Annotated in this window: 27 protein-coding genes; 23 read left to right on the top strand and 4 right to left on the bottom strand. The window is 50.4% G+C overall.

The features are described from left to right. Positions 1 to 13: 13 nt before the first annotated feature. Positions 14 to 1,351: an alkane uptake protein AupA gene (gene aupA / locus ACQUTG_RS10145; RefSeq protein WP_428919290.1), complete on the bottom strand. Its 1,338-nt coding sequence runs from the start codon at positions 1,349 to 1,351 to the stop codon at positions 14 to 16. A 441-nt stretch (positions 1,352 to 1,792) separates the two neighbouring features. Here aupA and ACQUTG_RS10140 point away from each other — a divergent pair, with 441 nt between their 5' ends. Continuing rightward, positions 1,793 to 2,446 (top strand): PEP-CTERM sorting domain-containing protein, encoded by a 654-nt coding sequence (locus tag ACQUTG_RS10140; RefSeq protein ID WP_428919289.1) that lies wholly within the window; start codon positions 1,793 to 1,795, stop codon positions 2,444 to 2,446. Positions 2,447 to 2,547: 101 nt separating this feature from the next. Here the strand turns inward: ACQUTG_RS10140 and ACQUTG_RS10135 are convergent, their stop codons facing one another. After that, positions 2,548 to 3,876, bottom strand: a complete 1,329-nt coding sequence (locus ACQUTG_RS10135; RefSeq protein WP_428919288.1) for an Ig-like domain-containing protein — start codon at positions 3,874 to 3,876, stop codon at positions 2,548 to 2,550. A 785-nt stretch (positions 3,877 to 4,661) separates the two neighbouring features. On the opposite strand from ACQUTG_RS10135, the gene ACQUTG_RS10130 reads away from it, so the two are divergent. From ACQUTG_RS10130 to dprA, 8 genes are all read left to right on the top strand, one after another. Next, positions 4,662 to 4,943 carry an HNH endonuclease gene (locus tag ACQUTG_RS10130; RefSeq protein ID WP_428919287.1) on the top strand — a complete coding sequence of 94 codons (282 nt, stop codon included), beginning with the start codon at positions 4,662 to 4,664 and terminating at the stop codon, positions 4,941 to 4,943. 69 nt (positions 4,944 to 5,012) lie between these two features. Further along, the gene (locus ACQUTG_RS10125; RefSeq protein ID WP_428919286.1) at positions 5,013 to 5,456 is read left to right on the top strand and encodes a hypothetical protein; all 444 of its coding nucleotides are present in this window, start codon (positions 5,013 to 5,015) and stop codon (positions 5,454 to 5,456) included. A gap of 265 nt (positions 5,457 to 5,721) precedes the next feature. Further along, positions 5,722 to 6,213 carry a hypothetical protein gene (locus tag ACQUTG_RS10120; protein ID WP_428919285.1) on the top strand — a complete coding sequence of 164 codons (492 nt, stop codon included), beginning with the start codon at positions 5,722 to 5,724 and terminating at the stop codon, positions 6,211 to 6,213. A gap of 243 nt (positions 6,214 to 6,456) precedes the next feature. Then, a complete protein-coding gene (locus tag ACQUTG_RS10115; RefSeq protein WP_428919284.1) occupies positions 6,457 to 6,858 on the top strand; it encodes a hypothetical protein in 402 nt (133 codons plus the stop codon). Further along, positions 6,855 to 7,307, top strand: a complete 453-nt coding sequence (locus ACQUTG_RS10110; RefSeq protein WP_428919283.1) for a hypothetical protein — start codon at positions 6,855 to 6,857, stop codon at positions 7,305 to 7,307. The genes ACQUTG_RS10115 and ACQUTG_RS10110 overlap by 4 nt, the downstream gene beginning before the upstream one ends. After that, entirely contained in the window at positions 7,304 to 8,104 is an 801-nt protein-coding gene (locus ACQUTG_RS10105) for an HNH endonuclease (protein WP_428919282.1), read from the top strand. Before ACQUTG_RS10110 ends, ACQUTG_RS10105 begins: the two co-directional genes overlap by 4 nt. Positions 8,105 to 8,128: 24 nt before the next feature. Continuing rightward, positions 8,129 to 9,595, top strand: coding sequence for an HAD-IIIA family hydrolase (locus ACQUTG_RS10100; protein WP_428919281.1), 1,467 nt, complete (start codon positions 8,129 to 8,131; stop codon positions 9,593 to 9,595). 71 nt (positions 9,596 to 9,666) lie between these two features. Beyond that, positions 9,667 to 10,578 (top strand): DNA-processing protein DprA, encoded by a 912-nt coding sequence (gene dprA / locus ACQUTG_RS10095; RefSeq protein WP_428919840.1) that lies wholly within the window; start codon positions 9,667 to 9,669, stop codon positions 10,576 to 10,578. 30 nt (positions 10,579 to 10,608) lie between these two features. Here dprA and ACQUTG_RS10090 read toward each other — a convergent pair whose 3' ends face one another. Then, positions 10,609 to 11,310 carry an XRE family transcriptional regulator gene (locus ACQUTG_RS10090; RefSeq protein ID WP_428919280.1) on the bottom strand — a complete coding sequence of 234 codons (702 nt, stop codon included), beginning with the start codon at positions 11,308 to 11,310 and terminating at the stop codon, positions 10,609 to 10,611. Positions 11,311 to 11,460: 150 nt separating this feature from the next. Here ACQUTG_RS10090 and ACQUTG_RS10085 point away from each other — a divergent pair, with 150 nt between their 5' ends. From ACQUTG_RS10085 to ACQUTG_RS10020, 14 genes are all read left to right on the top strand, one after another. Then, positions 11,461 to 11,664 (top strand): hypothetical protein, encoded by a 204-nt coding sequence (locus tag ACQUTG_RS10085; protein ID WP_239038421.1) that lies wholly within the window; start codon positions 11,461 to 11,463, stop codon positions 11,662 to 11,664. Beyond that, positions 11,661 to 11,939: a hypothetical protein gene (locus ACQUTG_RS10080; protein WP_428919279.1), complete on the top strand. Its 279-nt coding sequence runs from the start codon at positions 11,661 to 11,663 to the stop codon at positions 11,937 to 11,939. The genes ACQUTG_RS10085 and ACQUTG_RS10080 overlap by 4 nt, the downstream gene beginning before the upstream one ends. Beyond that, on the top strand, positions 11,936 to 12,265 hold the full coding sequence (locus tag ACQUTG_RS10075) for a hypothetical protein (protein ID WP_428919278.1): 330 nt from the start codon (positions 11,936 to 11,938) through the stop codon (positions 12,263 to 12,265). Before ACQUTG_RS10080 ends, ACQUTG_RS10075 begins: the two co-directional genes overlap by 4 nt. Continuing rightward, positions 12,262 to 12,528, top strand: a complete 267-nt coding sequence (locus ACQUTG_RS10070; RefSeq protein WP_239038424.1) for a hypothetical protein — start codon at positions 12,262 to 12,264, stop codon at positions 12,526 to 12,528. The genes ACQUTG_RS10075 and ACQUTG_RS10070 overlap by 4 nt, the downstream gene beginning before the upstream one ends. A gap of 329 nt (positions 12,529 to 12,857) precedes the next feature. Further along, positions 12,858 to 13,157 carry a hypothetical protein gene (locus tag ACQUTG_RS10065; RefSeq protein ID WP_428919277.1) on the top strand — a complete coding sequence of 100 codons (300 nt, stop codon included), beginning with the start codon at positions 12,858 to 12,860 and terminating at the stop codon, positions 13,155 to 13,157. A gap of 18 nt (positions 13,158 to 13,175) precedes the next feature. Next, a complete protein-coding gene (locus ACQUTG_RS10060; RefSeq protein ID WP_219867977.1) occupies positions 13,176 to 13,397 on the top strand; it encodes a hypothetical protein in 222 nt (73 codons plus the stop codon). A 10-nt stretch (positions 13,398 to 13,407) separates the two neighbouring features. Beyond that, positions 13,408 to 13,677, top strand: coding sequence for a hypothetical protein (locus tag ACQUTG_RS10055; RefSeq protein ID WP_428919276.1), 270 nt, complete (start codon positions 13,408 to 13,410; stop codon positions 13,675 to 13,677). 104 nt (positions 13,678 to 13,781) lie between these two features. Next, positions 13,782 to 15,092, top strand: a complete 1,311-nt coding sequence (locus tag ACQUTG_RS10050) for a hypothetical protein (protein ID WP_428919275.1) — start codon at positions 13,782 to 13,784, stop codon at positions 15,090 to 15,092. Continuing rightward, positions 15,092 to 15,412 (top strand): DUF2523 family protein, encoded by a 321-nt coding sequence (locus tag ACQUTG_RS10045; RefSeq protein ID WP_219867980.1) that lies wholly within the window; start codon positions 15,092 to 15,094, stop codon positions 15,410 to 15,412. Before ACQUTG_RS10050 ends, ACQUTG_RS10045 begins: the two co-directional genes overlap by 1 nt. Beyond that, positions 15,409 to 16,662, top strand: coding sequence for a zonular occludens toxin family protein (locus ACQUTG_RS10040; protein ID WP_428919274.1), 1,254 nt, complete (start codon positions 15,409 to 15,411; stop codon positions 16,660 to 16,662). Before ACQUTG_RS10045 ends, ACQUTG_RS10040 begins: the two co-directional genes overlap by 4 nt. A 127-nt stretch (positions 16,663 to 16,789) precedes the next feature. Further along, entirely contained in the window at positions 16,790 to 18,055 is a 1,266-nt protein-coding gene (locus ACQUTG_RS10035) for a hypothetical protein (RefSeq protein WP_428919273.1), read from the top strand. After that, the gene (locus ACQUTG_RS10030) at positions 18,052 to 19,044 is read left to right on the top strand and encodes a phage integrase (protein ID WP_428919272.1); all 993 of its coding nucleotides are present in this window, start codon (positions 18,052 to 18,054) and stop codon (positions 19,042 to 19,044) included. Before ACQUTG_RS10035 ends, ACQUTG_RS10030 begins: the two co-directional genes overlap by 4 nt. Positions 19,045 to 19,175: 131 nt before the next feature. Further along, entirely contained in the window at positions 19,176 to 20,882 is a 1,707-nt protein-coding gene (locus ACQUTG_RS10025; RefSeq protein WP_428919271.1) for a putative bifunctional diguanylate cyclase/phosphodiesterase, read from the top strand. 409 nt (positions 20,883 to 21,291) lie between these two features. Then, positions 21,292 to 21,921 carry a DUF2726 domain-containing protein gene (locus ACQUTG_RS10020; RefSeq protein WP_428919270.1) on the top strand — a complete coding sequence of 210 codons (630 nt, stop codon included), beginning with the start codon at positions 21,292 to 21,294 and terminating at the stop codon, positions 21,919 to 21,921. Between the two features lie 69 nt (positions 21,922 to 21,990). Here the strand turns inward: ACQUTG_RS10020 and ACQUTG_RS10015 are convergent. Further along, positions 21,991 to 23,584: NACHT domain-containing protein (locus tag ACQUTG_RS10015; RefSeq protein ID WP_428919269.1), on the bottom strand; the 1,594-nt coding region annotated here is incomplete at its 5' end.

Raw genomic sequence — 23,584 nt, 5'->3', positions numbered from 1 at the left:
GCTGTACCTCTCCTCAGAACTTCAGGGTGATGGAGCCGGCGACCACGTGGACATCGCCGTCGGCTTTCACGTTGGTCTCATTGCCGTCGAAGTCCACCAGGGTGAAATCACGCTCCTGCAGCTGCTGATACTGGTAGCCCAGGTCCAGCCGGACCGGGTAGGCCAACAGACGGGTGCGGTCGTAGGTGGCGCTGATGCCAAGGCCGATCACGATCTTGTCGGTGTCGAGGTAGTTGATCTCGGGGTTGCGGGTGGATTTGAGGGGGGATTCTTCATAGGCAATCCCGCCTCGAACTGCGAAATTCTTGTTGAGCTGATACTCGCCCCCGACACGGGGGATCAGGATGTCGTCAAATTCGATCCGGCTGGCTGCTGCCACCGAGCCCTGATCCTTGATGCTGTCGGCAGCGAATTCATCCTCCAGCTCGGACCAGTTCTGCTGCTCGATGCTGCCACCAATGCGCCAGTTCTCACCCTGGTACTGGGTGCCGATGCCGATGGTTTCCGGCTGGAAAGAGTCAATGGTTGAAACAGCAAGACTCAAGCCGGGCTCCGGAATGGTCTGGGTGACGATAATGTTGGAGTCGATCGTGGTGGAGGCAGAGGACTTGGTCCGGTAAATGAGTGCAGATTCCCAGCCATCCAGGAAGCATTCACTGTCCGGACAGAACGTACTTCCCAAATCAATATTGGTGCCGAGGATGGTTTTCAGTGAGGGCTCGGCATTGACGGAGAGACGTTCGCGGGTGGTCTCGCCGCCCAGTGTGGACACGGCGTCGAGATTTGCCGTTGCGTCCAGCGTAACTCGTACTGAGGCACCGGCAGAAATGCCGCGCCAGATTTGCGTCGCGCCGCCGATATTCAGGAACAGTGGTTCCTTGCCGTACTGCAGGAATTGGCCGGTTTCGGTGGTTTCAGAGCTGAAAGCCAGCATTTCCTTGCCATATTTCTCCACGCCGGCAATGAAACCGAGATAGATCGGATGGTCAAAGCGGGTCAGTGACCCCAGGTTCGTTTTCATACCGATCAGCACGTGCTGGCTCGGGGAGTTGGAGAGCACATCGCCGTCCGCGTTGGGGTTGGCAGAGCGCAACTCCTGTTCCGCGTGCAGAATACCTGCCGTCAGTTCGCCGCGGGTGTCCTTGGTCAGGTACGCCGGGTTGTAGTAGGTGGCGGACACCTGGTCATTAAACATGGACAGGGACTGGGCGGTGGCAACGTCAACCGGCATTACACCATAGGTGGTGCCGAGGTTGCCCATGCTGGCAGTGGCGGACAGAGAAACACCTGCGGAAACCGCAGCAACTGCAAGGGACATAGCCCGTACGGAAAACCGGGGGGTGGTTACCATTGATACACTCCGTTATCTCGTTGTTTTTGTCCGTGCGCCGGTGCTTCCTGAGGGTGGCGCCACGTTGGTTCAGGGTTGCAGTGTATGTGGCTTGTCTTTTCGGGACTTTGGCTTTTTTGACACAGATCAATGTCTGTAGAACCACGTATATGCTTGGGGGTCGTGAAATCCCCGTTGTTACAAGCTCTTACCAGTGTTTTCCGAATTATGAAATGTTTAATGGTCACGGAATGTAAGGGACCGTGACGCGATGTCGAAAAATTTTACGATTTACTCCGGAGTGGCTTTTTTTTGCTCTCGTAACCGGCTGGCAGATATATGTTTTTCCATGTTGGCTCGCCTCTTGCTCATATCCGAAGAGAAAGTGGCCGTGCAGTTTTTGGTGGTGGAGGGGTTGATGCCTCTACCGGGACTGCATGTCGTACAACGGAGGGAAGTAACATGAAATTCAAAGGAAGGTTCTTGCCATCACTGCTTGCTGCTGGGTGCCTTGCGGGTGCCGGTGCGGCTCAGGCAGGGATGATTACGTATGACACCTGGACGAGCAATGAGAACGGATCAGGTAACTATATCTTCACGGTGAACGACAACGACGCGGGTTATTTCAACTACAGTCTGACTGTTGATCCGTGGAACGCAGAGGCGTTGGGCCTGTTTGTCGATTTCGGCAGCGAGACCACCGGCGGCGGCAGTGCGATGCTGACAGGCGCTAATGTCGCTTTGGTCGGGCAGGACACTTCGAGCAACAGCTGTGGCACAGGTTGCAACCTTGAGGGCTTGTCTTTCCCTGCATCATTTGATGGCCTGTGGGGGCTGGTGTTCCGCCTTGGCGAACAGGGCTTTGACGGTATCCAGACCTTCTCTTGGCAGACGTCAGACTTCGGCTTGGGTCTTGATGACTTCGGGCTTGTTGCTATCCGGGCTCAGCAGTTCTGCTCTGAAGGAACTCTGGATGGTAATAATGACGGCTGCGAGGGTAGCGACAAGTCTTACAGCTCCGACAAACCGCCGGTATCTGTTCCGGAGCCTGGTACCTTGGGGCTTCTCGGGTTAGGGCTTCTGGCCTTGGCCATCCGGAGGAAGAAGGCTTCCTGAAGCTCTGTGAAAGATCATGAGTGTTAAAAAACCGCTGGGTGAGATCCCAGCGGTTTTTTTGTCCAGAAAATTTACACCGTGCGTGGCCGCTTGTGTAGGGGTTATGTTTGAGGCGCGTCGAACGGTACCTCCACGCTGAAGGCAATATCGGTCGTCGCATCACGAAAATAGAAGACCACCTTGAACTCACCGGGAGGGTAGGTTGTTTCAGAATCCGATCTGAGTTCGCAGCCGAAGAAAGCTTCCTCTCCACCTTCGAGGATTCCGTTTTGATTATTCAGATCCAGCGGCGGCAGTGGGTTTGCGGGGTCGCAATCTATGAGGGTACTTCCATTGAAAAACTCGGCCTGGGTTGGTTGGAACCCAAAATCGCGATTTGAAGTATTTTTGATAAGTGCACCAAAATCTCCGTCGCGCAACATGCCGTTGAGTATAACTGGCTGCCTGATTTCGCTGGATTGCTGAATGACTTCATTGAAGTTGGATACAACATCCAAAGTGCCTTGAGCCTTGGCTGTGGTATTTGGGACGGCCGCAGAAAGCAGGTATTCGCCAACGAGTGTGGATTTGGCTTCTGTTTCAACCTGGTTGGTGCTGTTAATTTCAGCTTCAGTCGGTATGAAACTTACATCGCCGGATGACTCTGAGAAGACTATCGTCGTGGTAGGGCTCAGGACTCCACCAGTCTCATCATTGGCAAATACCGTAGCAAGAATAGATGCGCCTGTTACTTCATCCTTCAGAATAACATTTGGTGTAATAACGATTTCCATTCGCCCGGGAGCATCCGGAGCCGGAGCTATCATTAATTGCGTGGTGCCAGACACGGGCCCGGCAACTGCGGATATGGTTACTTCCCCTGGTTTGAGCGCAGATACCTGCCCTTCGTCAACTGTCGCTATAGTCTCGTCGTTTGAAGTCCATGTTACGCCGTTTGTTACGTCTTTTGAGGTGCCATCGCTGAAGGTGCCCCTTGCTGTGATCTGTTCCAGTGAACCATCCATGATGCTCTTGCTCGGTGGATCCGTGACGATCTTGATCAATGGGTTGCCGATGGTTACGGAGGCAGTAGTTGAAATGCCGTCGAGTTCAGCAGTAATTGTGGTTGATCCTTCGTTTTGAGGTATAACCGTAACGGTCCCGCCGGATCTCGTAATGGAAGCGATAGCAATATTATCCGAGCTCCAGTTAACCTGATCCGATACATCAGCTGTTGTTCCAGTCCTTACCAAAGTGGCAATGGCCTTTACCGTGGCACTCTGGTTAAGCGCCAGATTCAGGTTGTCAGGGTTTATGGAAAGGGAAATATCCTCCGTGGATTCCACGGTGACCGATTGACTTCCGCTCCCACCTCCACCACAGGCGCTGAGAACGAAAGCCAAGAAAAGAAGGGTTAATAGGGTCTGAAAGGTGCCGAGTTTGCTCCTCATGATGCCTCTCCATGGGTCTTTGACGACTTCATCTGTTCCCTCGGGGAATTACGATCAATGATCCAATTTCCTGGCTCTGGGGACGGTTCTTGTCAGGCTCGACGCAGTGTCGAGTGAGCCTTGGCCGGTAATTCCTGCCTGTCGTCGGCCATCGGTCGGCGATGTGCTCCGGTCACTTTAAAATTAGTCGATAAAGATAGGTATTGCACAAATTCAGGTGGGAATTGTATTGGGGGCAGGGAAGTGGTGGGCCCAGCTGGGCGAAGCAGGATGAAGCGGAAGCATGGCTTGCGCCCTGCGAAGCGACAGAAATCTGTGATTTCTGGCTGGAATAGTCCAATGAGGTCCATCGCGACTGAAAGGAGTGGTGGGCCCAGCTGGACTCGAACCAGCGACCAAGGGATTATGAGAGCCTTGCAGGAGTGCTTTTTGCAGCACATAAGTCCTCAGTCATCCACAAAACAATGACTTACGAACTAGTATCTCCACTTTGATCCACAATCAACCAGGGTTTGGTTGACAGTACGTCGACACTCTCGGGTTTACCTTTCTCCCAGAATCAGCTAACTTAGGTTTCAACTAAACCGAGTAGTTCGGGTTTATCCGACTACTCTTCGCCCTCCAGTTCGAAGTATCTCGGCTGGTTCTTCAGGTATCGCTTAAGCGATTCTGAGGTACTGAAAAAGCCGGTCTATTTCGTGTCTAAAAAAAGATATTCCCTCAAAAAAAATCGTAATTCAGTGTACCTCCGTCAGCATGGTCTTTGCATATACTGCCGCAAGCCTATGTGGATCTCCGATGTCGAAAGCTATGCATCTCATTACGGTATCTCTGTAAAGCAAGCATCTTTCTTTCAGTGTACTGGCGAGCATCTCGTTGCTCACTGTGAGGGAGGAAAGGCGAATGCATCAAACATCGTCGCGGCATGCAAATTCTGCAATACAAAGAGACATGCTAGAAACCGTCCAGAAGATCCAATCTCCTATGCATTTCATGTGCAACAAAGGTTGAAAAAAGGCTCCTGGAATAATCACTTACTCAACCTCGCAGCGAATTGTAATTCTTAGTATGGTGACCAGGTGAACCGCAGTCAGCGCTGTCACAACCATGTAGAACTATTAAAAGGAGCAGTAATCGTGAGGAACCTGGTATTTATTCTCTGTTTCATCTTCAGCGGATCCGCTTTGGCGAGCATTCTGGATGATCTGAAGAAAACGCCAGCCACCAAGTATGAGGTTGGAGTCGTTCGGTTAGAAGTTGGCGCAATGATGTTGTCCAAAAATCTTGAGGGTAAGTCTGCTGGAGAAGGAGGGGTTAAATTCAAAGGTGCCAGGGTCGACGAAAATCCAGGAAGCGTTGAATTCGTGTTCATGGTAGAGAGCAGAGCTAAGGATATCAGCGAAGAACTTTGCCAGGTTATGAAAAACAAGTTTGATGAACAGGGTGTCATAGAAGAGATGAAAAAAGACGTTTGGCCAGGTCTTTCCGATTCTCAGTACGCTGCACTTGGTGAGGAGTTTTTCCTGACGGTTGAGCTGGTGTCCAAAGAGAATTCCGCCTTTACACTCAGCTGCAAATAATTGTGCTTCGTGGCTGCGTTTTCTTCATTGGAAATCGTGGCCACCGGGTTCTACCCCGTTAGCCGGATTGATCACCTCACTCGGATTAGCCTTCAGATAAATCCATATTAGTCATTAAAACATGTGCTTATGTAGTTAGGAGTCTATCCTGACACATTGACAACTACAGGCAGGTAGGCAACTCGTTGACACATGCATTCCGTGCTATCTTTAGCGCCACCGCTTGTTGGAATGTAAGCTAATCAGTTGTAACGTAAGGAATGTTATGTCAATTTTTCGCCCCTTCTGTTTTTCCGCCATATTGCTCTCTGGCTGTGCCTCTCAACCTGCAACAGAAATGAGCCGCGACGAAGTTCTGTCGTCCCGTCTACCAGGTACATGGGAGTGTTCTTTAATTGAGAAATCTCCCGATGGGAATTTATCAATTGAATCTACCGACCAATATCTTCCGACTGGCGCTGCAAATTCGTTCGGGTCGATGACGATTTCCGGTGGCGAGTTGCCGGTAGAATTGAAATTTGCGTTCTCGGTAGCCGGAACGTGGGAAATCATGGATGAGAAGCTGATTGTGACGTCTCAGGATATGAAGATTAAGAACGTCTCGCATCCTGAGATGGATTCATTCTTTAATCTTGAGGAATTCATGCCTCAGGGCCTCAGCGATGCTAGTACGATAAGGGTCTTAACGTCTGAAGTTCTTGTTCTGGGAATTGACAGGAATTCTCCGCCAATTGATTGTTCTCGAATCGATGGCTAGCTCTTTCCTTTGGGTGGGCGCTGGCCAGCCATAGCGCCCACAACTTCAAACGGAATAACAGAAGTGGCGGGAATTGAACCCGATGTCGCGCCTTTTCAAAGCAACACAGAAAACCACTATTCTCGCAAAATCAGTAGCCTGGTTAACTCTTCTCCCACACAAAACCACTCTTAAACACAAACCCGTGGACACTTTGTTGACACCTTCGGTAAGCTTCCTATCGGTGTTTCAAAGGAGTGAATGATGTCCTGGTTTAAGGTGTTTTCTGCAGTTGTCGTCGCGAACATCGTTTCGTGGATCATTATCAGTATTATTGGTTGGCTGATTTTCTTCGTGGTTTTCGATTCCATGACAGACTTCATGGAAAAGAAAATGGAATCGCAACTCTCAAAAGAGTTTCCTCCCATAACAGTTCCGGCTCCCAGTCTTCCTTCACGAGATATCCAGCGACAGTGGGAGGAGGCTGAAAAGGATAGGCAACGCAAACAGGCCGCGGCACAGAGAGAAGCTGAGCAAAAACGGGCAATGATTCAAAAGAATCGCGAACTCTGTGAGTTTTGGCAGGCGGAATTCAGTAAAGATAGGACTGAGAAGAGCAAAGCCTACCGCGATATGGCATGTACGAGGTATAGGAATAATTTATGAGTGGCGATAAACATTACCAGCCGCCTCAAAATTCCTTGATGTCTGAGCTGAAGCGTTTGCTTTCTTCGCTTGTGGCCTTCGCCGCAGCAACAGTCTTATTGGCGATCCAGGGTAGTATTGAGCCCCATGGTTTAATTGGGTTCCTAGGTCTCGGGATATTCGTCGCGGCCATTCCTCTGGGAATTTTTTCCTACATTCTCTTCCACAAAGTTTTGGAATCTGACCCTGCTCCGCCTGTTGTTTACAAGGCCGCAGACGTAATTTCGACTTTGGCCCTGGTAGGACTTTGTGCCGGTTTTATTTTCCTCCTAGCCGACTTTAGCCCCTTGCTTTGCGGGATTCTGGTCTTTTCCCTATTAATGAATTTCTTGGTTTTCCGCTGGGTCATCGGGTTTTGGGAAAAATCTAGAGTTGAAGAGAACGCACAAAAACAAAAGGATGTGGCATGAGCTATACCGTCATTACGGAGAACGACGTTTCTCAGTGGTCCGATAAAACGGGTTCCGAATATCACTTTCCAAAGCGTTACGCCAAATACCTCGCCCCCGGCACTACGGTTGTCTATTACAAGGGCAAGCTGAAAGACAAAAGCTTTCGGGACAAACGTCTTTCGGATGAGCCCCATTACTTCGGCTTTGCAACCATTGAGCAGGAGCCATTCATAGACGAGGAGAGCCAAAAAGGTGACCTCTTCGTTACGATCGAGAACTTCACTCCGTTCAAAGAAGCGGTGCCTAATAAGTACCCAGGGACAGACGAGTATATTGAGATAATTCCAGAGAACCGGAGAAATAACTATTGGCGTGACGGTGTAAGGCCGATCAACAAGGAAACATTTGACCGGATCGCTACGCTTGCGGGTCTAAGTGGCCCTAAGAGTCAAAAAAGGTTAGGGGACGAATATGCGTTTACTTCATCTATAGCGGAGGGTGGAAAAAAACGCATTTTCTCAACGCGCTATGAAAGGGACCCAAGGCTAAGAAAGCAGGCTATCGAGATTCATGGTGATAGTTGCATCGCATGTGGTTTTAATTTCGGCGAAGTATATGGTGATCATGGTGTGGGTTTTATCCATGTACACCATGTTGTTCCTATCTCTATGTATGATAAAAAACAGATTGTAAACCCTGCCACTGACTTAATCCCTCTTTGCCCGAACTGTCATGCAATGGTACATCGTGATCCGAATAGCACTCTTAGCATAGAAGAATTGCAAAGAATCCTAAAACGATTTGGAAATAAATAAGCTCAGATTTACAGAGGTTGAAGAATGGATACTAAGCCAGTGAGCGCCGTTATTTTTGATTTGGATGATACACTTATTTACACCAAAAGCCTTCAGGGATACCGAGAGAATCGAGATTCCCAAGGGATGCGGGAGAAGCTCGATGAAAGTAGTGTCTTTAAACCGGTTGCTAATATTGTTTCGGAGCTAAAAAAAATAGGGGTACCACTGGCTGTTGTTACAAATTCTCCGCGCTGGTATGTAGATATTCTTCTTAATCATCATGACTTAAACGTATTTGATATTTTGATTTGTTATGATGATGTGGGCCCTTCAGGTGCTAAACCATCACCTCGCGGTATTGAGTTGGCTCTCGAAAAACTGGGTCGTCCTGATCCAAAAACAGTAATTTATGTTGGGGATCAAGACACTGATATTGTGGCTTCATACGCTGCCGGTGTAAGACCTATTGCTCCGTCTTGGGCGACTAGAAGACCAATTGATCAAGTTCCTGCCGCTATACTTAATTCTGAAACGTTGCTCGCTAACCTACATGATGTAGAGGAGTTGGCGTTGATTGCGGATCGGGTCGCCCTGAATAGGAAGTTCGATTTCCCAAAATCTCAAATGAATTTCCTTCCTCTTAATGAAGCGGGCCAGGTTGTACCATTAAAAAGGGAAGAAATAAAGCTGATATCTTTTGGTAGATATTTTAGCCAAGGTAGCTCTCTCACCGCCCGTATTCATGAAGATCATTCTTTGTCTAAAGATATCTTCAAAAAGGAAGAGTCTCAAACTTATATATTGCCTGAGTATTACGTTGACTTAATTGTTAAAGTGGTTGAGAGTCTTCCACAATATGCTTTTGGTTCTGATGAATCATATTTTGATGTTGTTACTGTTATACCAGCTAAAAAAGAGAAGAACCCTCGGCTAGAGAATTTCCTAAAAAGAATACAGAGGAAATCAAAATCGAGATCAGAGTTCATACCTGATATTTTTGAGTTTGAGCGTGGCGCGCGGAGCCTTAAGACTCTTGGCGGCAAGGAAAAGCGCTCAGAGGAATTGAGCAGAAATTTCCGTATCAAGAAAAAACATGAAGAACGACTCTCTGGAAAGACTGTGTTGGTATTGGATGATATCATTACTACCGGCGCCACCTTCACGGCGGCCTTTGATCTGCTGCAGAGAGTAGGCGTTTCCGCAGCTCTGGGAGCATGTTTGGCCAAAACCGTGAGCATCCAGGAGCATCAGAAGACCTGTCCAAAATGCTCTCGTGTTATGAGAGTTAGTAAAAATGGTAAAACAGGAATTCATTTTTATAGTTGCACTGGTTTCTATGAAAAGGATCAATGCAAGTATTCGGAGTATATTAAGATAAAGGAGTGTCCTCGTTGCGGAAAAGATATGAAGAAGAGCTACAATTACAGGGAGGGAAAACAGTTCTTAACCTGTACCTCTTATGGAACTCCCGAAGCATGTGGTTATACTGAGAGTGTGAGCGACGTATGATAAGCGATTGCACGAGAAGTTTGATTAAATATAGTCGACTTAAAGGTGTCGGAAGAAAGTATTTGATTGATGTGCTTAGCTTTTGTCTCCGTGAATCAGTTTCGGTTGAAAAATATTTCCATGACGATGTCGTCAAAAATAATAAATATACCGAACAAGAAATTCGGGAAGCTGAACATTATGCAGATGTGCAGTTATCTGTGGCCAAATCTTATGGTCATCATATAATTTCAATGAATGACGAGGCATACCCGGAATCACTCAGGAGTGTAAGTGATCCACCCCCTTTACTTTACTGCTCAGGCAATCTTAGTCTACTTAAGAGGGAGTCGGTGACGATTATTGGCACTCGTGAGCCTACGGATCATGGAGCCCGCATTGCTGAAAGGGTTACGTCTTGGTTCGTTTCTGATGGCTGGGTAATTACCAGTGGTTTAGCTAAAGGCGTTGACACTCTGGCACATCAGTCATGTCTGGTTCGCGGAGGGTCCACGATTGCTGTATTGGCTCATGGTTTGGAAAAGATATATCCCGCATCCAACAAGGAGCTAGCCCGAAAAATCGTTGATAACGGTGGGTTGTTGATTAGCGAATACGGATACAATTCATTCGTTGCTAGATCCAATTTCGTTGAGAGAGACCGTATTCAGGCGGCATTGGCCAAGGGGGTTGTGCTAGTGCAGTCTGATTTGAGGGGTGGAAGTCTTCACGCGTCAAGATCAGCTTTGCGCTATGGGCGTTATTTGGTTGTATTGGGGCAATCTATTCGAGATATTCGACGTTCAGAACCAAAAACAGCTGCGAATCTATTGTTAGCAGACTCTGAGGATTTTGCTAAGTTAGAGCTTTTGAATGTCTCGCCAGATAAGCTGAAAAATTTACTTTATTTACGCGATAAATCTGAGTTGCCACCTACATCAAGCAAGCTTAGGTCCTTATCCTTCGACGGGAAGGTTGAAGACTCATCTGATCTCTTTAGATGAAAATGTTGAGGGTCTATTATCTAATGTTGTTTATAGATCCTTTCCCACCCAAACGACCTTACCTATTACCTCGAGATTCTCTAAATCAGAGCTGGCAATTTCTTGGGGCGGATATTCTTTGTTGTCACTCAACAACTGAACACCGTCATTCCATAGTGTTTGGATGCGCTTAACCAAAAGGTGGTCGCCGTTGCGAATGACGTAAATATGCCCATCCCGAAGCTTTTTTTCGCTAGTATCTACCATCACGGTTTCATTGTCTGAGATGGTTGGCTCCATTGAATCTCCTTTTGCGAACACCAGGGCTAGGTCTTGTTCATGCAAGCCTCTGAAGCGAAGCCATTTCCTCCTGAAAGCCAATTCCCTAGTTGGTGCTTCATCACCCGCGATTGATCCATGACCTGCAGCCACCTGGACGTTGTAGCCGGGTATTAGAGCAAACTCTTCCTCAAACCTCAGTCCACTTTCATCGGTTTCGTTACTGCTTTTCTTTTCACGTTGAAGCTTCGGCTCACCAACTCCTGTCAGTATCCAGTTGCTGTCATAGCCATTTGCAATCAGCTTCGCGAGAAATCCGGCATCTGGAGTTCTGTTCTCGCGCTCGTAGTTGCCTAGAGAGTTCTTATGTACGCCGAGCTTTTCGGCAAATGCCGCCTGGCTCATAGAGCCCCGAATGTGGGCTATTCGGCCTCCAATGCCTTCAATTTTGTCTTCGTCGTTATGGTCTGGCATCGATTGCACCCATTCGAAGTTTTAAAAAACACAAACGGGGTTGACAATGCTCCCGAATGTGGTCATATTTAGATTGTGGTTTCAAATGTGTGCCAATGCTGTCCTCGTGTTAGCACACGAATGGGAATAAGTGTAGCAGAGTGCAAAACAGTGGACGAGCAGAAACAAATCATTCTGATAGCTACCCCGGTCATGACCCAGGAGCGCTTTGCTCAACTGACCGGGCTCACGGAAGGGCAGGTACGGGGCATGATCGAGAAGGGCCATTTGCCGTCTCTCAAGATCGGAAAACCCCGCCTGGTGAACATTGCCGCTCTGTCTCAGGACGCACTGGATAAGGAGGACTGGCAATGAGCCCGGACCTGCGCAACCAGAAACAAACCATCATGCGCCTGCGCTTCCAGGAAGCCTGTGAAGCCTTTCAGGAAGGCGAATACGAAGAAGCCGCACAGCGCATCAGCCAGATCCACCAGATGGTGTCCGCCTACATGGGCGTCGATTCCGACCTGTACTGGTACGGCCTCCGCCTGACCATCCTGTGGGCTGAATTCCTCCTCCAGGAACAAACCCGGGACTTCAACGCCTGGGCCGTCGGGCAAGCCTGCACTGCACTGAGGGCTTCGGGATGAGATTCCACCGCCACGACGTAAACCGCGCCATTAATGCGGCCAGTTTCGCCTTCCAGGGCCCACATCCGTCCTCTGCGCTCACCCCTGATGCCCTGGAAGGCCTTTTTGACACCCTGGCCCAGCGCCTTGGCCAGCTGCGCGACGTCCGCACCGACCATCCGTGCGACTACCTAGCCCGCTGCAAGGCCGGGTTCACCGACGCACTCATCCACGAACTGGAAGCCAGGAACTACCACAGCCCGGCCTTTGATCGCCTCATTCAACTGAGGGATGCCTGGGACTGCGGCCACCTGGATCTTCCCAACGTCACGGAGACACAACCATGAGTTACATCCCCCCAAGACAGGACCAGGTGGAGGACAAGGAACGCCGCTTCTACGTGGTGGCCCCGAGTTCCTGTTACCTGCAATTGCAGCAAGAAGCCATCCAGCGTGGCACCGACCTGTGGACCCTCTGCGGTTCGGTCCTGCGCGCCTGGTTAGAGGCTGGCTGCCCGAACTTTGGCTTCCAGGGGGATGCCCCTGAAAAGTCTTCGAGTCCGCCCCCGTCATCGTCACCACTCGCGCACGACCAGGGGGCCGGGCAGTGAGCGCTGCAAGGCTGGCGCCCCGCGCCAGGGCCGCAGGCCCCCTGGCCTTGTGGCGGTCGCTGACTGGTCCACAGTGCGCATCCGGAGTGGTGAGGATGTCGGGGGAGGACGCCCGCCCCTTGATTCCGAGCCATGAGCACAGGAGGCAAGCGGAGCGCGGCAGGCGACAGGGATCGTTACCCGTAAGGGTGGTCACCTTAGTGACCAGGAGCAACGCGAGTAGAGCCCGCCCCGTAAGGGGTCGCACAACCCAGGTTTAAACCGCCCGGAGCTTCCGGGACATCAACGCAACCCAGCAACACCGAAACCAGAACCAGAGGACCAACGACATGGAAAACTACCTGAACCTGATGATCATCGGCGCCACCCGCTACGACATCGACGGCAACAAAGGCGGCTCCCTGTGGGCTTACTCCCCGGCTGAAGCTGACGACGACAACCGCGTCGGCAACGAAGTCATGAAAATCGCCTGCGACTACAAGCACATCGACCAGCTTCGTAATCATGCCGACCGCCTCCCGGCCATGTTCACCGTCAAGGCGCAAATGAAAGCCGGGCAGGGCGGCAAGATCACCTTCAAGGCCCTGGAGCTCAAGCCCCAGGACACCGTGAAGAAACCCGCTGCTTAAGGTCCAGGGCAGCCTGTTATGAACGTCATCACCTGCGAAGGTGAATGGATACAAGGGACCCAGGGCATCGAATGCACCGGGACCCTGCAAAGCATTCCTTATCAGGACGTCGACGTCCTGTTTCAGGAATACCTGGCACCGGACGTCGAGATCATCGGTCTGGTGTCAGGGATCGCCCTGACTCTCTTCGTCACCGGAGTCGGTGCCGGACGAGTCGTTCAAATCATGAGAAAAGTCTGAGGTACACGCTATGAACGAAGTTATCGAAATGGAAAAGCAGGACAACGGCAAAACCTGGGGCATGGCCCGCGCTCGCTTCGGCAAGGGACTGGCTAAGGCCGGTGCTGTGGTTGCGGCGGCTGGTACATCCCTGAGCGCCTTCGCCGTGGATCACACCGCCACCATCACCGCGGCACAGACCGACGCCACCACCAACACCACGGCCGCTGTGGCCGCCGTTATTGGTGTCGCTGCCGTGGTCTTCGGTGTCGGCATCGTGCTGCGACTGATTAACCGGTAATGCTGACCAGCATCTTAATAGCCTGTCTCTGGACAGGCTGTTTTGTCTCCGGTTATCGCACTGTCTAAGGCCGGTTTCGACCGGCCTTTTTAGTGGGGGCTTCCATGAGATTTGTACTAAGACTTTTGCTTCTCAGCGCGGTATCGCTGCCAGGTTTTGCAGCGCCTTTTTATGCCCCGGCCAGTGCCAACTATTACTTCACATCCGATCAATGGTTCGACACCGAACAGCAGATCGGAGACGCCATCAAATGCAAAACGGGCGGTTGCCCGGACCTGGTCGATGACAACTACGCCATTGTCCTCAACGATACCCGCACGCTTTACATCGACGGTGTCCGGTATGGGCCGCTGCCTTATAAGAAACTGACTGTCTACGTCATCGGCAAGGACAACCCTTCTGCGTACTACTACGATTTCGAAGGCGTCGAGAACCCACCGGCGCCATGTGACCCACCCAACTACGAAGACCCCGATACCGGCGCCTGTCTCTCTCCCAAAGCCCCGGAAGAGTGCGAGGAAATCGGCGAGTTCTACAACCCTGATAATTCCCAGTGCGTCACCACCTGTCCCTCGGGTGGCTCCCTCGGTACGTACTGCCTGACCCAGCCCGATCCGGCCTGTTCACCATCCTCCCCGGATTACCAGGGCACCGCCGGGTGGGGCGACGATCACCGTTATGTCTGCTCCGGCGAGACCTCCTGTGGCACCGGCGAATCCTACGCTTTCCGGGAAATGGACGACGGCTCCTGGAGTGGCGTCTGTGTTTCCGACGAATCCAACCCGCCGGTCTGCCCTGGTGGCTTCGAGAGCGTGCTGGAAATCTACGACGACGGCTTCGCCTGCGGAAACCTCAACGAAGACAAAGAAGATCCCACCCGTAACGATTCGTCGAACGGGGACAGCGACGGCGATGGTGTTGCCGATGACACCGGCATGGCCGGCCAGCTGGAAGACATCAAGGGCCTGCTCAAAGACGGCAACAACGAGCGTTCCAACATCGGTCAATCCATCAAGAAGGGCTTCGGAGATCTCAAGGACGCCATCAGCAACCTTCCCGGTGGGGGAGGCGGTGACTCTGGTACCGGCAAAACCGAAATCGTCGGCGAGGACGGCAACGCCATCACCTGGAGCGGTTCGCCTATCGCGATGGAAGTTCAGGACGGCCTGAACGAACTCAACGCCGTCCAGGGCGAATACGAAACCCTCATCGGCAACATTCGGTCAGAAATGGCCGCCTCTTTCGGCTCCTTCACCGGGGCCGGGGGCCTCCAGGACAACAACATCACCCTGTTCGGCCAGACCTTCAACGCCGGTCTGTCCAAGTTCGGAGCGGATCTCTCCATGATCGGCTCCATCATCCTGTTCGCCGCCACCTTCGCCGCGCTCGGCATCATCATGGGAGCACGTGACTGATGGAATTCATCGCTGACTTCTTTACCGCCATCTGGGGCTTCTTCGAATCCATCCCGGCCTTCCTGGATGACATCCTGGTGAAGCTCTCCGCCTGGTATGTGATCTGGGTGACCAAGGCCAAGATCTACTTCGTCGGCTTCTCCTGGCAGGTCGCCCAGGAAGTCCTCAACCAGCTGAACATCTCCGGCACCATCAACCAGTACTGGGGCTCCATCGATTCCAAGGTCATGGGGGTGCTGACGTTCTTCCGGGTGCCGGATGCCCTGAACATCATCCTCAACGCCCACCTGACCCGCTACGTGATGGGAGTCTTCAAATGACCATCAACATCCACCACGGCCCGCCGGGCTCCTATAAATCCGCCGGCGTGGTTCAACGCTACGTGATCCCGGCCCTGATCGGGGAGGACAGTGACTACCCGGACGGCCGCTGCGTCGTCACCAATATAAGAGGCCTCGATTCCATCGAACGGGTAGAGCAAGCCTTCGGCGTCACCTGCGGCCCGGAAGCGAGAATCATCAACCTGGAAACCGAAACCCGGGACGCCCTGGAGTACGCCGCAAGATGGTTCCATTGGGCCCCCATCGGTGCCCTGATCGTCCTCGACGAAGCCCAGGCGGTGTACCCCGCTGCCCGGCGTGACTTCAAGATCGAACACCTGGACTACCCGGGCGGCAAGGAAGCGGCACAGAGAGACAACCGCCCGGCGGACGTCCTCTTAGCCTTCGACATGCACCGGCACTACAACTGGGACCTTTTCCTGTGCACCCCGAACATCGGAAAGATCCACAAAGAAATAAGACAGAGTGCCCAGCAAGCGTTCCGTCATTGGCAGATGGGGCACATCGTGCCCTGGAAGAAAAACAAATGGAGGGAACTGGAACATGACCCTGAAAACAGCGGAAAAGCTGCCTCCCATAGCATCGGTGTCCCAAAAGAGTACAAGGTCGATCTCCGGGTCTTCGAGTGCTACCAGTCGACCAAAACCGGCAAGGCCAAAGGGGTGGTCGGGGGCCATTCAATCCTTAAGGATCGCAAGTTGCAGATGGCAGTTGTGGTTGTCATCGGCAGCCTCGGCTACTTCTCATACGCTGCGGTCCAGATCATCGAGCGTGAGAAAGCGCGCCTCTCAGGTGACCCGGTGGCTGTGCCTGAAGCTCCTCAGACTGATGGTGGCGCTTACCCTGATGGTGCTGATGGGCGCAGCGTTCCGGCTGGTAGCAAGGCTGAGCGTGCTGTAGATCCAGACCAGCCAAAACCTGAATCACACCATCCGTTCTCGGACGTTCACCTCCGCATCGCCGGCAGCATCAACCGGGCCTACCTGTTCAGCGGCAAAGACCAGCAGGGTGAGTTTGCACTTACTCAACAGGATCTCGCCAGCTACGGGTACCGGGTGCTCTACCTCCGGGACTGTCACGGCCAGCTTTGGTGGAACGGGGAAGCCGTCCAGGATCTCTACTGCCATCGCATCCGATCGGAAGAGCCGGGACCACGCCCGATGATCGAGCCAAGCATGTATCCACCCTTATTAACCCAGGCCGACGACCCGGCGCCAGCGGAGCGCTAGCGACGATGCGCGAGGAGCAAGCGATCCGCTGGCGCCGGGGCGAAGCCCCAGAGACGTCCCTGTAACACGTCTCATAGAAAACAACGTGAGTTGATTTTCCACCACAGACAACCACAGAAGGCCACAGATGAAAATCAAAGACTTTGAACGCATTGATATCCGGACCGGGGAAACCGGCAAAGGGGATCTGTTCATCGGTCCCGAAGGGCAACAGGTCAACCTCCAGGATGTGAACGTCCTCTGGACCGGGGTTGATACCGTTCGTCAGTTGTTCGAAGGACGCCTCAAGCCCGAACCCCTGGCGGAAATCGCGGAAGCCTATGAATCCAGCTTTGACGCCACCATCACCATCAGGAACATTCCGTTCCGGGTCCAGTCGGGCAGGCGAGGTGGCTTCAAGTACATCCTGCAGAACCGTGAATACGGCCTGACCCTGCTGATCCAGAACTTCTACGCCGATGCGGAGAACCCCGGCACGCACCTCAAGATTGAAACCTCTCCCCGCTGGCTCTACGAGCGCTCCAGCCAGGAGATCCACGACGAGCTGGCCGAGTGGGGCATGGTCTTCCTGAAGGGCATTAAACCGGTCGGGATTGCCCTACATCTGTGTGTGGACTTCCAGGGCTGGGAACCGCCCCAGGACTTTGCCAGCCACTTCGTCACCCGCGCCAAAACCATCAGCGTCCACAACGGCCTGAGTGACCTGGTGTTCAAGGGCCTGGACGGTGCCACCATCAACGGCCGGGGTGAAACCTACACCTTCGGCAAGGCCAACAGCCTGCAGGTCTGCCTCTACGACAAGTCCAAGGAAATCGACGTCTCCGACAAGCGCGCCTTCATGGAGTCGATCTGGGAATGTGCCACCAACGAAGAATGTTTCCCGGATACCTGCTACGACCCCGACAAACCGGTCTGGCGCCTGGAAATCCGGTTCCATCACCGGATCGTGAACGAGATCTCCCAGGGCACGGCCAACATGAAGCCCATCTATACCTACATGGACGCCGTACCGCACCTGACCGGCCTATGGCGCTACGCCCTGACCGGCAACCGGTATGAAGTAAAGCGGGAATGGGTACACCCCATCTGGACCAAGCTCCGGGATGACATCGGCTTCGGCTACTCGGCCCCGGATCTGCTCTACAAACGCGCAAAAAAGGAACCCGGTTGCGGCAACGAAAAGAACGTCTCCCTGGCCTTTGGCAATTTGCTCTCCATCTATGCACGCAACCGGTTTAACACGCGCCAGGCTTGGGACTGCCTCAAGAAATCCGGCCTCTGGGAAGACCTCTGCAATTACTACCGAAGGCGCGAGATTTACGAAAACGAGCTCTACCGGCTGGTAGAGGACGGGCTGATTAAACGACGACTGCTGACAAAGGTGGCTGCATGATCCGGAAACTACCATCAGGACGATGGCAGGTAGACCTGCGTATGGATGGCCGGGGCTCTAAACGCATCCGGAAAAGCTTTGATTCAAAGGCTGAAGCCAAGCGCTTTGAAACCTTCATCCTCACCAAACGGGCAGAAGGGAAGGATTGGAACCCCTCGAAGGCGGACAACCGGCGGCTTAAAGAGCTCGTCCAGCTTTGGTTCAATGCCAAAGGTGTGCACCTCAAAGATGGTGAGCGCCGAAAGCGCTGTCTGGATGTTATCGCGGACTTCATGGGCAACCCGATTGCTAGGACCGTTAAGCCTGCTGCATTCCTGGCCTATCGCGCCTACAAAATCCAGGAAGGGGCCAGCACGAAAACGCTGAACAATCACCTCGGCTATCTCAATGCGGTCTACAACCAGTTGCATCGGCTGAATGAAATCGACTTTGAAAACCCGATCAGGAATGTCGAGATGATCCGCTTGGATGAACGGGAGCTATCCTGGCTCACAGTCGAACAGATCCGGCATTTGCTGAAAACCATCGAGGAATTCAGTCAGAATCCGCACGTTCATCTGCTTACCAGAATTTGCCTGGCTACTGGCGCCCGGTGGGGAGAGGCAGAGAACCTTCAGCTGCGGCACGTCCAAGAGGGAAAGCTGAGGTTTGTAAATACAAAGAGTGGGAAGTCGAGATCTGTCCCAGTTTCTCCCGAATTATTCCAGGAGATCAGGGAGCATCTGGAAGCACATGGGGGGTTCAGTTTTTCTCTATCGGCCTTCCGACGAGCCCTTGATAAGTCAGGAATCGAGCTGCCATCAGGTCAAGCAGCTCATGTGCTTCGACATACCTTTGCAAGCCATTTTGTTATGAATGGAGGGGATATACTGAGTCTTCAAAAAATTCTTGGGCACTCGACCATTACAATGACGATGAGGTATGCCCACCTTTCCCAGGATCACCTTGTTGAAGCCGTAGTTAAAGGGCCGCTAGTTTCGTTGAACTAAGTGAAAATTGACAAAAGTTTATAGAATTCGGTGATTTTTGGGCTATCTTTAGATCATTAATTATATAAGCCTGGTTGGCCGGGGTGAGTGTAAGTGGATGGGCGTATCAACTCGCCCACGTGGTATTTTAGATGAATGCTGAAAACGTCACCGTAACGTCTATTGGTCGGGAAGCACTCGATTTCAGCGGTCGAGGAAGTCTACTTCGTACCGTATCGCGAGTCATTGTAATTGCTGCGTCGTTAATTGCAGGTGCTTCTGTTGTTTATGCAACTGGGGGCACTGGATATGCCTACCCGTATACTGTTCTTCTGCCGGTTATTCTGACAGCGGCATGGTTTGGGCCCGTTCCGACAGTGATTAGTGCTGTAATTGCAGGCCTGCTTCTTGGCCCTTATATGCCTATGGATGTTGAAAAAGGTTTGATCCAGTCAACCGATAATTGGTTGGCCAGGACTGCTTTTTTTATGCTTATTGGTGGTTTTTCCAGTTGGCTTTTCCAAAGCCTGCGCATTTCAACTCAACGACATTTTCGAGATATTAAAATTGATAGGGAAACCGGACTTCCCAACCAGGTTGCGCTAAAAGAAGATCTTGTAAGTGTTCTTTCTTCTGCTACGTCTCGGAAAGCATTTTCGGGCAGTCCTGGGGTCATACTGGTTCGTTTGCAGGACCTTTGGGAAATCATGGAAGCAATGGGCCCGCAAACTGCTAATAAAGTTGTTTGCTGTCTTGCAGATCGAGTTAGCGTAGCTGTTTCCTGTGACCATAAGATTTACCGTTTTAGTACCTCGGAGCTTTTGCTCTTGTTTTTCGCTTCATCTCAAGAAGAAGTTGACAATGTTGCAAAGTCTGTTCGTTCTGCAGGAGAACAAGAAGCGGAAATAGACGGTATTCCGCTGAGAGTTCAACTGATTGTTGGTAGCTACTTGGTTGAAAGAAACGTTGTTGAGCCTGATCTTGTGGTTAACCGGGCAAGAACGGCTCTTTTTGCGGCAGTGGATGCCAATGCTTTTTATCGCTCTTATGATCCAATTTTCGATCATAAGACGGTAGAGCAGGTGCGTCTAATATCGGGTGTCCGAAAGGGGCTTCGAGAGAATGAATTTTGCCTCTTCTATCAGCCTAAAGTTTGCCTTAGAAGCGGCCGCCATACTGGGGGTGAGGCATTATTGCGATGGTTCAAAAGTGATGGGTCAGTTGTTTTACCCGGTCTGTTTATGCCGAAACTGGAAACCACCACGTTAATAGATCCTGTGACGCGATTTGTGATCAGGAAGGCCTGTGAGGATGTTAAGCAACACGATCTTTGTGCGGTAAGTATTAATTTTTCAGCTAAGAATCTGATGGATACTGCGTTGGTTCAGAATTTAGGTCGTGTTGTGTCTCTATGCGGTGTTGAACCTGGAAAGTTGGAAATTGAGATTACTGAGAGGGCACTCATCCGTGATCCCGCTAATGCCAAGTTGGCAATTGAGAGTTTGCGAAATCAAGGTTTCCTTGTGAGCCTAGATGATTTTGGAACGGGATACTCATCGTTCCAATACCTCGCTCATTTACCTCTTTCGGGGTTAAAGATTGATCGCGCTTTTGTATCGAGCGTGCATGAAAGCCCTCATGCTCGGACAGTTCTGAGCTCTATGATCAAGATGGCGCATGCATTGAATTTGCACGTAACAGTCGAGGGAGTCGAGACGAGAGAGCAACATGAGATCGTCGCAGAATACGGAGCAGATACGGCACAGGGTTTCTATTATGCGAAGCCGATGCCGTTAACCGAATACGTAAACTGGAAATGTGGTCTTAATGTGGACGCCAGGGGAGGTTCAACCTCTTAGAGGCAAAAAAAAGCCCCTGAAATCAGGGGCTTTCTTCTGGGTGTTTGGTGGAGACGGCGGGAATTGAACCCGATGCTGCAGGCTTTCGCAGCAGCACAGTAAACCACAATTCGTGTTAAAACAGTCACCTATGAGAACCAAAAACCACTCAGTTCCACACAAAAGCGCATGGGCGTGGACATTTTGTTGACACCTGCCTAACTCAGTTGGCGATGAGTGAGAAATATAGGCTACTATCCTTATCTTCATAAGGAACTGAAAAGGTAAAGGTGTTCTTGTGTTCGATGGATTGTTGTTTCCGATCCTGTTAGCGGGGATCGCAGTATTATTCTACTTGCTCTGTTCGCCACATTCGCCTCTTGCTAAAAGGGTGGTAATCGAGTTCCCCTATCAGCGTCGAGACCGCCTGATGACAGAAGCAGAGGGGTCGTTTTACCAGGTCCTTGAGCTCGCATTACCTGGCGATCAATACAGGCTTTTCGGCAAGGTTCGTGTAGAGGATCTTATCTCTGTAAAAACGGGGCTTGAGCGGCAAACCCGTCAGTCTTTCCGTAATCGAATAAAAAGCCGCCACATAGATATCGTTGTAGTGGAACGCAAAACCTTCAAGCCAGTTTGGGCTATTGAGCTGGACGATAAATCGCATGATTCGGCCAAGAGAAAGGAGCGTGACACTTTTCTAGATAACGCCTTTGAAGCTGCAGGCCTCCCTTTAGTTAGGTTTAAAGCCAAACGCAGCTATACCACTGCGGACATCCAAAAAACATTGGGTGTAGGTCAGACGAGTGAAGCCATTAGTGGGGCTTCTGTTGGAAGTGAAGATAGTGTTGAGCCAGTTGATGAGGCTTTATTTGCGTCTCGTTCTGAGGATACGCCGGAGAATTTCTGTCCTCGTTGCTATGCGCCGATGGTGAAGAAGCGGGTTCGCTCAGGCAAGCATGCAGGCACTGAGGTTATGGCTTGTTCTCGGTACCCGAAATGCCGAAAGCTGTTACCTATCGCCGATTCCGTTAGGGAGACTTATTCAGAGTCTCCGTAGTTTTCTTATACACTTTGTTTTTCCGAAATCAACCGTCAAAGATATTCTCCAGAAAGCCCGATGTTAAAGCTATGAGAACATATCTAATAGCCTATCCTTTTTGTCTTTTTTCTTTTCTTTAATAATTTCAAGGATTTTTGATGATGTGGTGTAAATCTGCTTGTAGAATTCGAAAAGTTCAATTTCTCTAAATAGTTGTAAGTTTTCGTCGCTTGCCTCTGTGGGCCTTATATCAAAGCCAAAGGAATCAAATGTTTCCGCTGTTAGATAAGTCGTTAGTTTGTCCATACAGAGCCTTCGATTTATTTTTTTAACTTTATTTTTATGTGATTTAGCAAACCATTCTGAAGATCTATGTATTAATCCGAATATAAATTTGTTGTCGCCACCTATATCTAGTGTAAATGAATGTGTTGGGCCTTCAGTATTTTTTTCCTTACCTTTTGTATGGTTTATATATTTTATCTGAACTCTTCCAAAGATAGATTCAGCGAATTCTAGAATTTCACGGTCAGTTTTAGGTTCGCTGTGTGCGACTATCCTTTTCAGCTCGGGTTCAATCAGTTCGCTCTCGACTTCTCGAGGAGAAATGTTATAGAGAAAAGTTGCAACCTGTTCTGAAACCGAATGCTGAATTATTGTGGGATATGCAGCGCTCCTCTCCTCTGGCGAGCATCTTGATAAGAATTTTGCGGCGAAATATTCTTGGAAGGTTCTATGAGTAAATGTAAGCACCAATCCGTCGCGTACGAGTAAGCAAACATTTTCTAAGATATCTGTAAGAAAAAATTGCGGCTCAAAATTTTTATCGATGTGTTTTTGTCCGGCACGAATTGCATCAATGGCATTATGATCTTGGAATTCAACCCCGTGCTTGAAAAATGTCGATGCAGAGAAATAAGAGAACAATTCTTTAAATTCATCGGAAGCTAAAGGAGATTTTATGTTTCTTCGGAAAAAATCTTTTGTTAAATCATGCCTGTAATAAAGCGCACTAAAGGCATTCTCAAAAAATAATGATAAATTGTCTGGTATTTCTCCCGTTTCGCAATATGTTAAAAGCATTGTTGAGAGAAGCAGAGGGTTTGAGGCAAATGTTTTGTGTTTATCATAAAGATCAGACCTCAAGCTTTCTAAAAAGCTTGCTTTAATCTTTTCATTGAAAGGCACTCTGGCAATAAGGTCACAGGCCTCATCTTTTCTTAAGGGAAGTATTTCGGCAGCTGAAAAGGCGACCAAATTTTGGATGCTATGTTCTGGTCGGCTCGAAGCAATAACTTGCAAATCAGGGTATTTGAAGCAAAGCTCTTCTATTTGCTCATAGACATTCTCGCGAAACTCTTCCGGGACCTCGTCGAACCCATCTAATATTAGTGTAAACCTTCCCTCTTTAATACATTTCTTGACAATATTTTCAGTTATTGCAATTGCCGTAATATTTTCCAAATCTTTTGCAATTTGTGCTGTTATGCTTCCTTTATTAGATATCCTCCGTAATTCGATAAAAAAAGGTATTCTTGTTAGCCTATCGTTGACCTGGTTGACAAGAAGTGATTTAAGAAACGTTGATTTGCCGCAGCCGGCAGTTCCTGAAACGAGAATTTTTCTATGCTTATTGAATATGTCATGGTGTTTCTCTAGCTCTTTTATTTCGTTTTCCAGT

This window comes from Marinobacter sp. DUT-1, assembly GCF_050379415.1.
In the GTDB taxonomy this organism is placed as follows: domain Bacteria; phylum Pseudomonadota; class Gammaproteobacteria; order Pseudomonadales; family Oleiphilaceae; genus Marinobacter.
This window is presented reverse-complemented; position numbering and strand designations above follow the sequence as displayed.

Bases quoted from the DNA above. Each gene is read 5' to 3' on its own strand.
- aupA (WP_428919290.1), bottom strand. From the start codon at position 1,351: ATGGTAACCACCCCCCGGTTTTCCGTACGGGCTATGTCCCTTGCAGTT.
- ACQUTG_RS10140 (WP_428919289.1), top strand. From the start codon at position 1,793: ATGAAATTCAAAGGAAGGTTCTTGCCATCACTGCTTGCTGCTGGGTGC.
- ACQUTG_RS10135 (WP_428919288.1), bottom strand. From the start codon at position 3,876: ATGAGGAGCAAACTCGGCACCTTTCAGACCCTATTAACCCTTCTTTTC.
- ACQUTG_RS10130 (WP_428919287.1), top strand. From the start codon at position 4,662: ATGTGGATCTCCGATGTCGAAAGCTATGCATCTCATTACGGTATCTCT.
- ACQUTG_RS10120 (WP_428919285.1), top strand. From the start codon at position 5,722: ATGTCAATTTTTCGCCCCTTCTGTTTTTCCGCCATATTGCTCTCTGGC.
- ACQUTG_RS10115 (WP_428919284.1), top strand. From the start codon at position 6,457: ATGTCCTGGTTTAAGGTGTTTTCTGCAGTTGTCGTCGCGAACATCGTT.
- ACQUTG_RS10110 (WP_428919283.1), top strand. From the start codon at position 6,855: ATGAGTGGCGATAAACATTACCAGCCGCCTCAAAATTCCTTGATGTCT.
- ACQUTG_RS10105 (WP_428919282.1), top strand. From the start codon at position 7,304: ATGAGCTATACCGTCATTACGGAGAACGACGTTTCTCAGTGGTCCGAT.
- ACQUTG_RS10100 (WP_428919281.1), top strand. From the start codon at position 8,129: ATGGATACTAAGCCAGTGAGCGCCGTTATTTTTGATTTGGATGATACA.
- ACQUTG_RS10090 (WP_428919280.1), bottom strand. From the start codon at position 11,310: ATGCCAGACCATAACGACGAAGACAAAATTGAAGGCATTGGAGGCCGA.
- ACQUTG_RS10080 (WP_428919279.1), top strand. From the start codon at position 11,661: ATGAGCCCGGACCTGCGCAACCAGAAACAAACCATCATGCGCCTGCGC.
- ACQUTG_RS10075 (WP_428919278.1), top strand. From the start codon at position 11,936: ATGAGATTCCACCGCCACGACGTAAACCGCGCCATTAATGCGGCCAGT.
- ACQUTG_RS10070 (WP_239038424.1), top strand. From the start codon at position 12,262: ATGAGTTACATCCCCCCAAGACAGGACCAGGTGGAGGACAAGGAACGC.
- ACQUTG_RS10065 (WP_428919277.1), top strand. From the start codon at position 12,858: ATGGAAAACTACCTGAACCTGATGATCATCGGCGCCACCCGCTACGAC.
- ACQUTG_RS10060 (WP_219867977.1), top strand. From the start codon at position 13,176: ATGAACGTCATCACCTGCGAAGGTGAATGGATACAAGGGACCCAGGGC.
- ACQUTG_RS10055 (WP_428919276.1), top strand. From the start codon at position 13,408: ATGAACGAAGTTATCGAAATGGAAAAGCAGGACAACGGCAAAACCTGG.
- ACQUTG_RS10050 (WP_428919275.1), top strand. From the start codon at position 13,782: ATGAGATTTGTACTAAGACTTTTGCTTCTCAGCGCGGTATCGCTGCCA.
- ACQUTG_RS10045 (WP_219867980.1), top strand. From the start codon at position 15,092: ATGGAATTCATCGCTGACTTCTTTACCGCCATCTGGGGCTTCTTCGAA.
- ACQUTG_RS10040 (WP_428919274.1), top strand. From the start codon at position 15,409: ATGACCATCAACATCCACCACGGCCCGCCGGGCTCCTATAAATCCGCC.
- ACQUTG_RS10035 (WP_428919273.1), top strand. From the start codon at position 16,790: ATGAAAATCAAAGACTTTGAACGCATTGATATCCGGACCGGGGAAACC.
- ACQUTG_RS10030 (WP_428919272.1), top strand. From the start codon at position 18,052: ATGATCCGGAAACTACCATCAGGACGATGGCAGGTAGACCTGCGTATG.
- ACQUTG_RS10025 (WP_428919271.1), top strand. From the start codon at position 19,176: ATGAATGCTGAAAACGTCACCGTAACGTCTATTGGTCGGGAAGCACTC.
- ACQUTG_RS10020 (WP_428919270.1), top strand. From the start codon at position 21,292: ATGACAGAAGCAGAGGGGTCGTTTTACCAGGTCCTTGAGCTCGCATTA.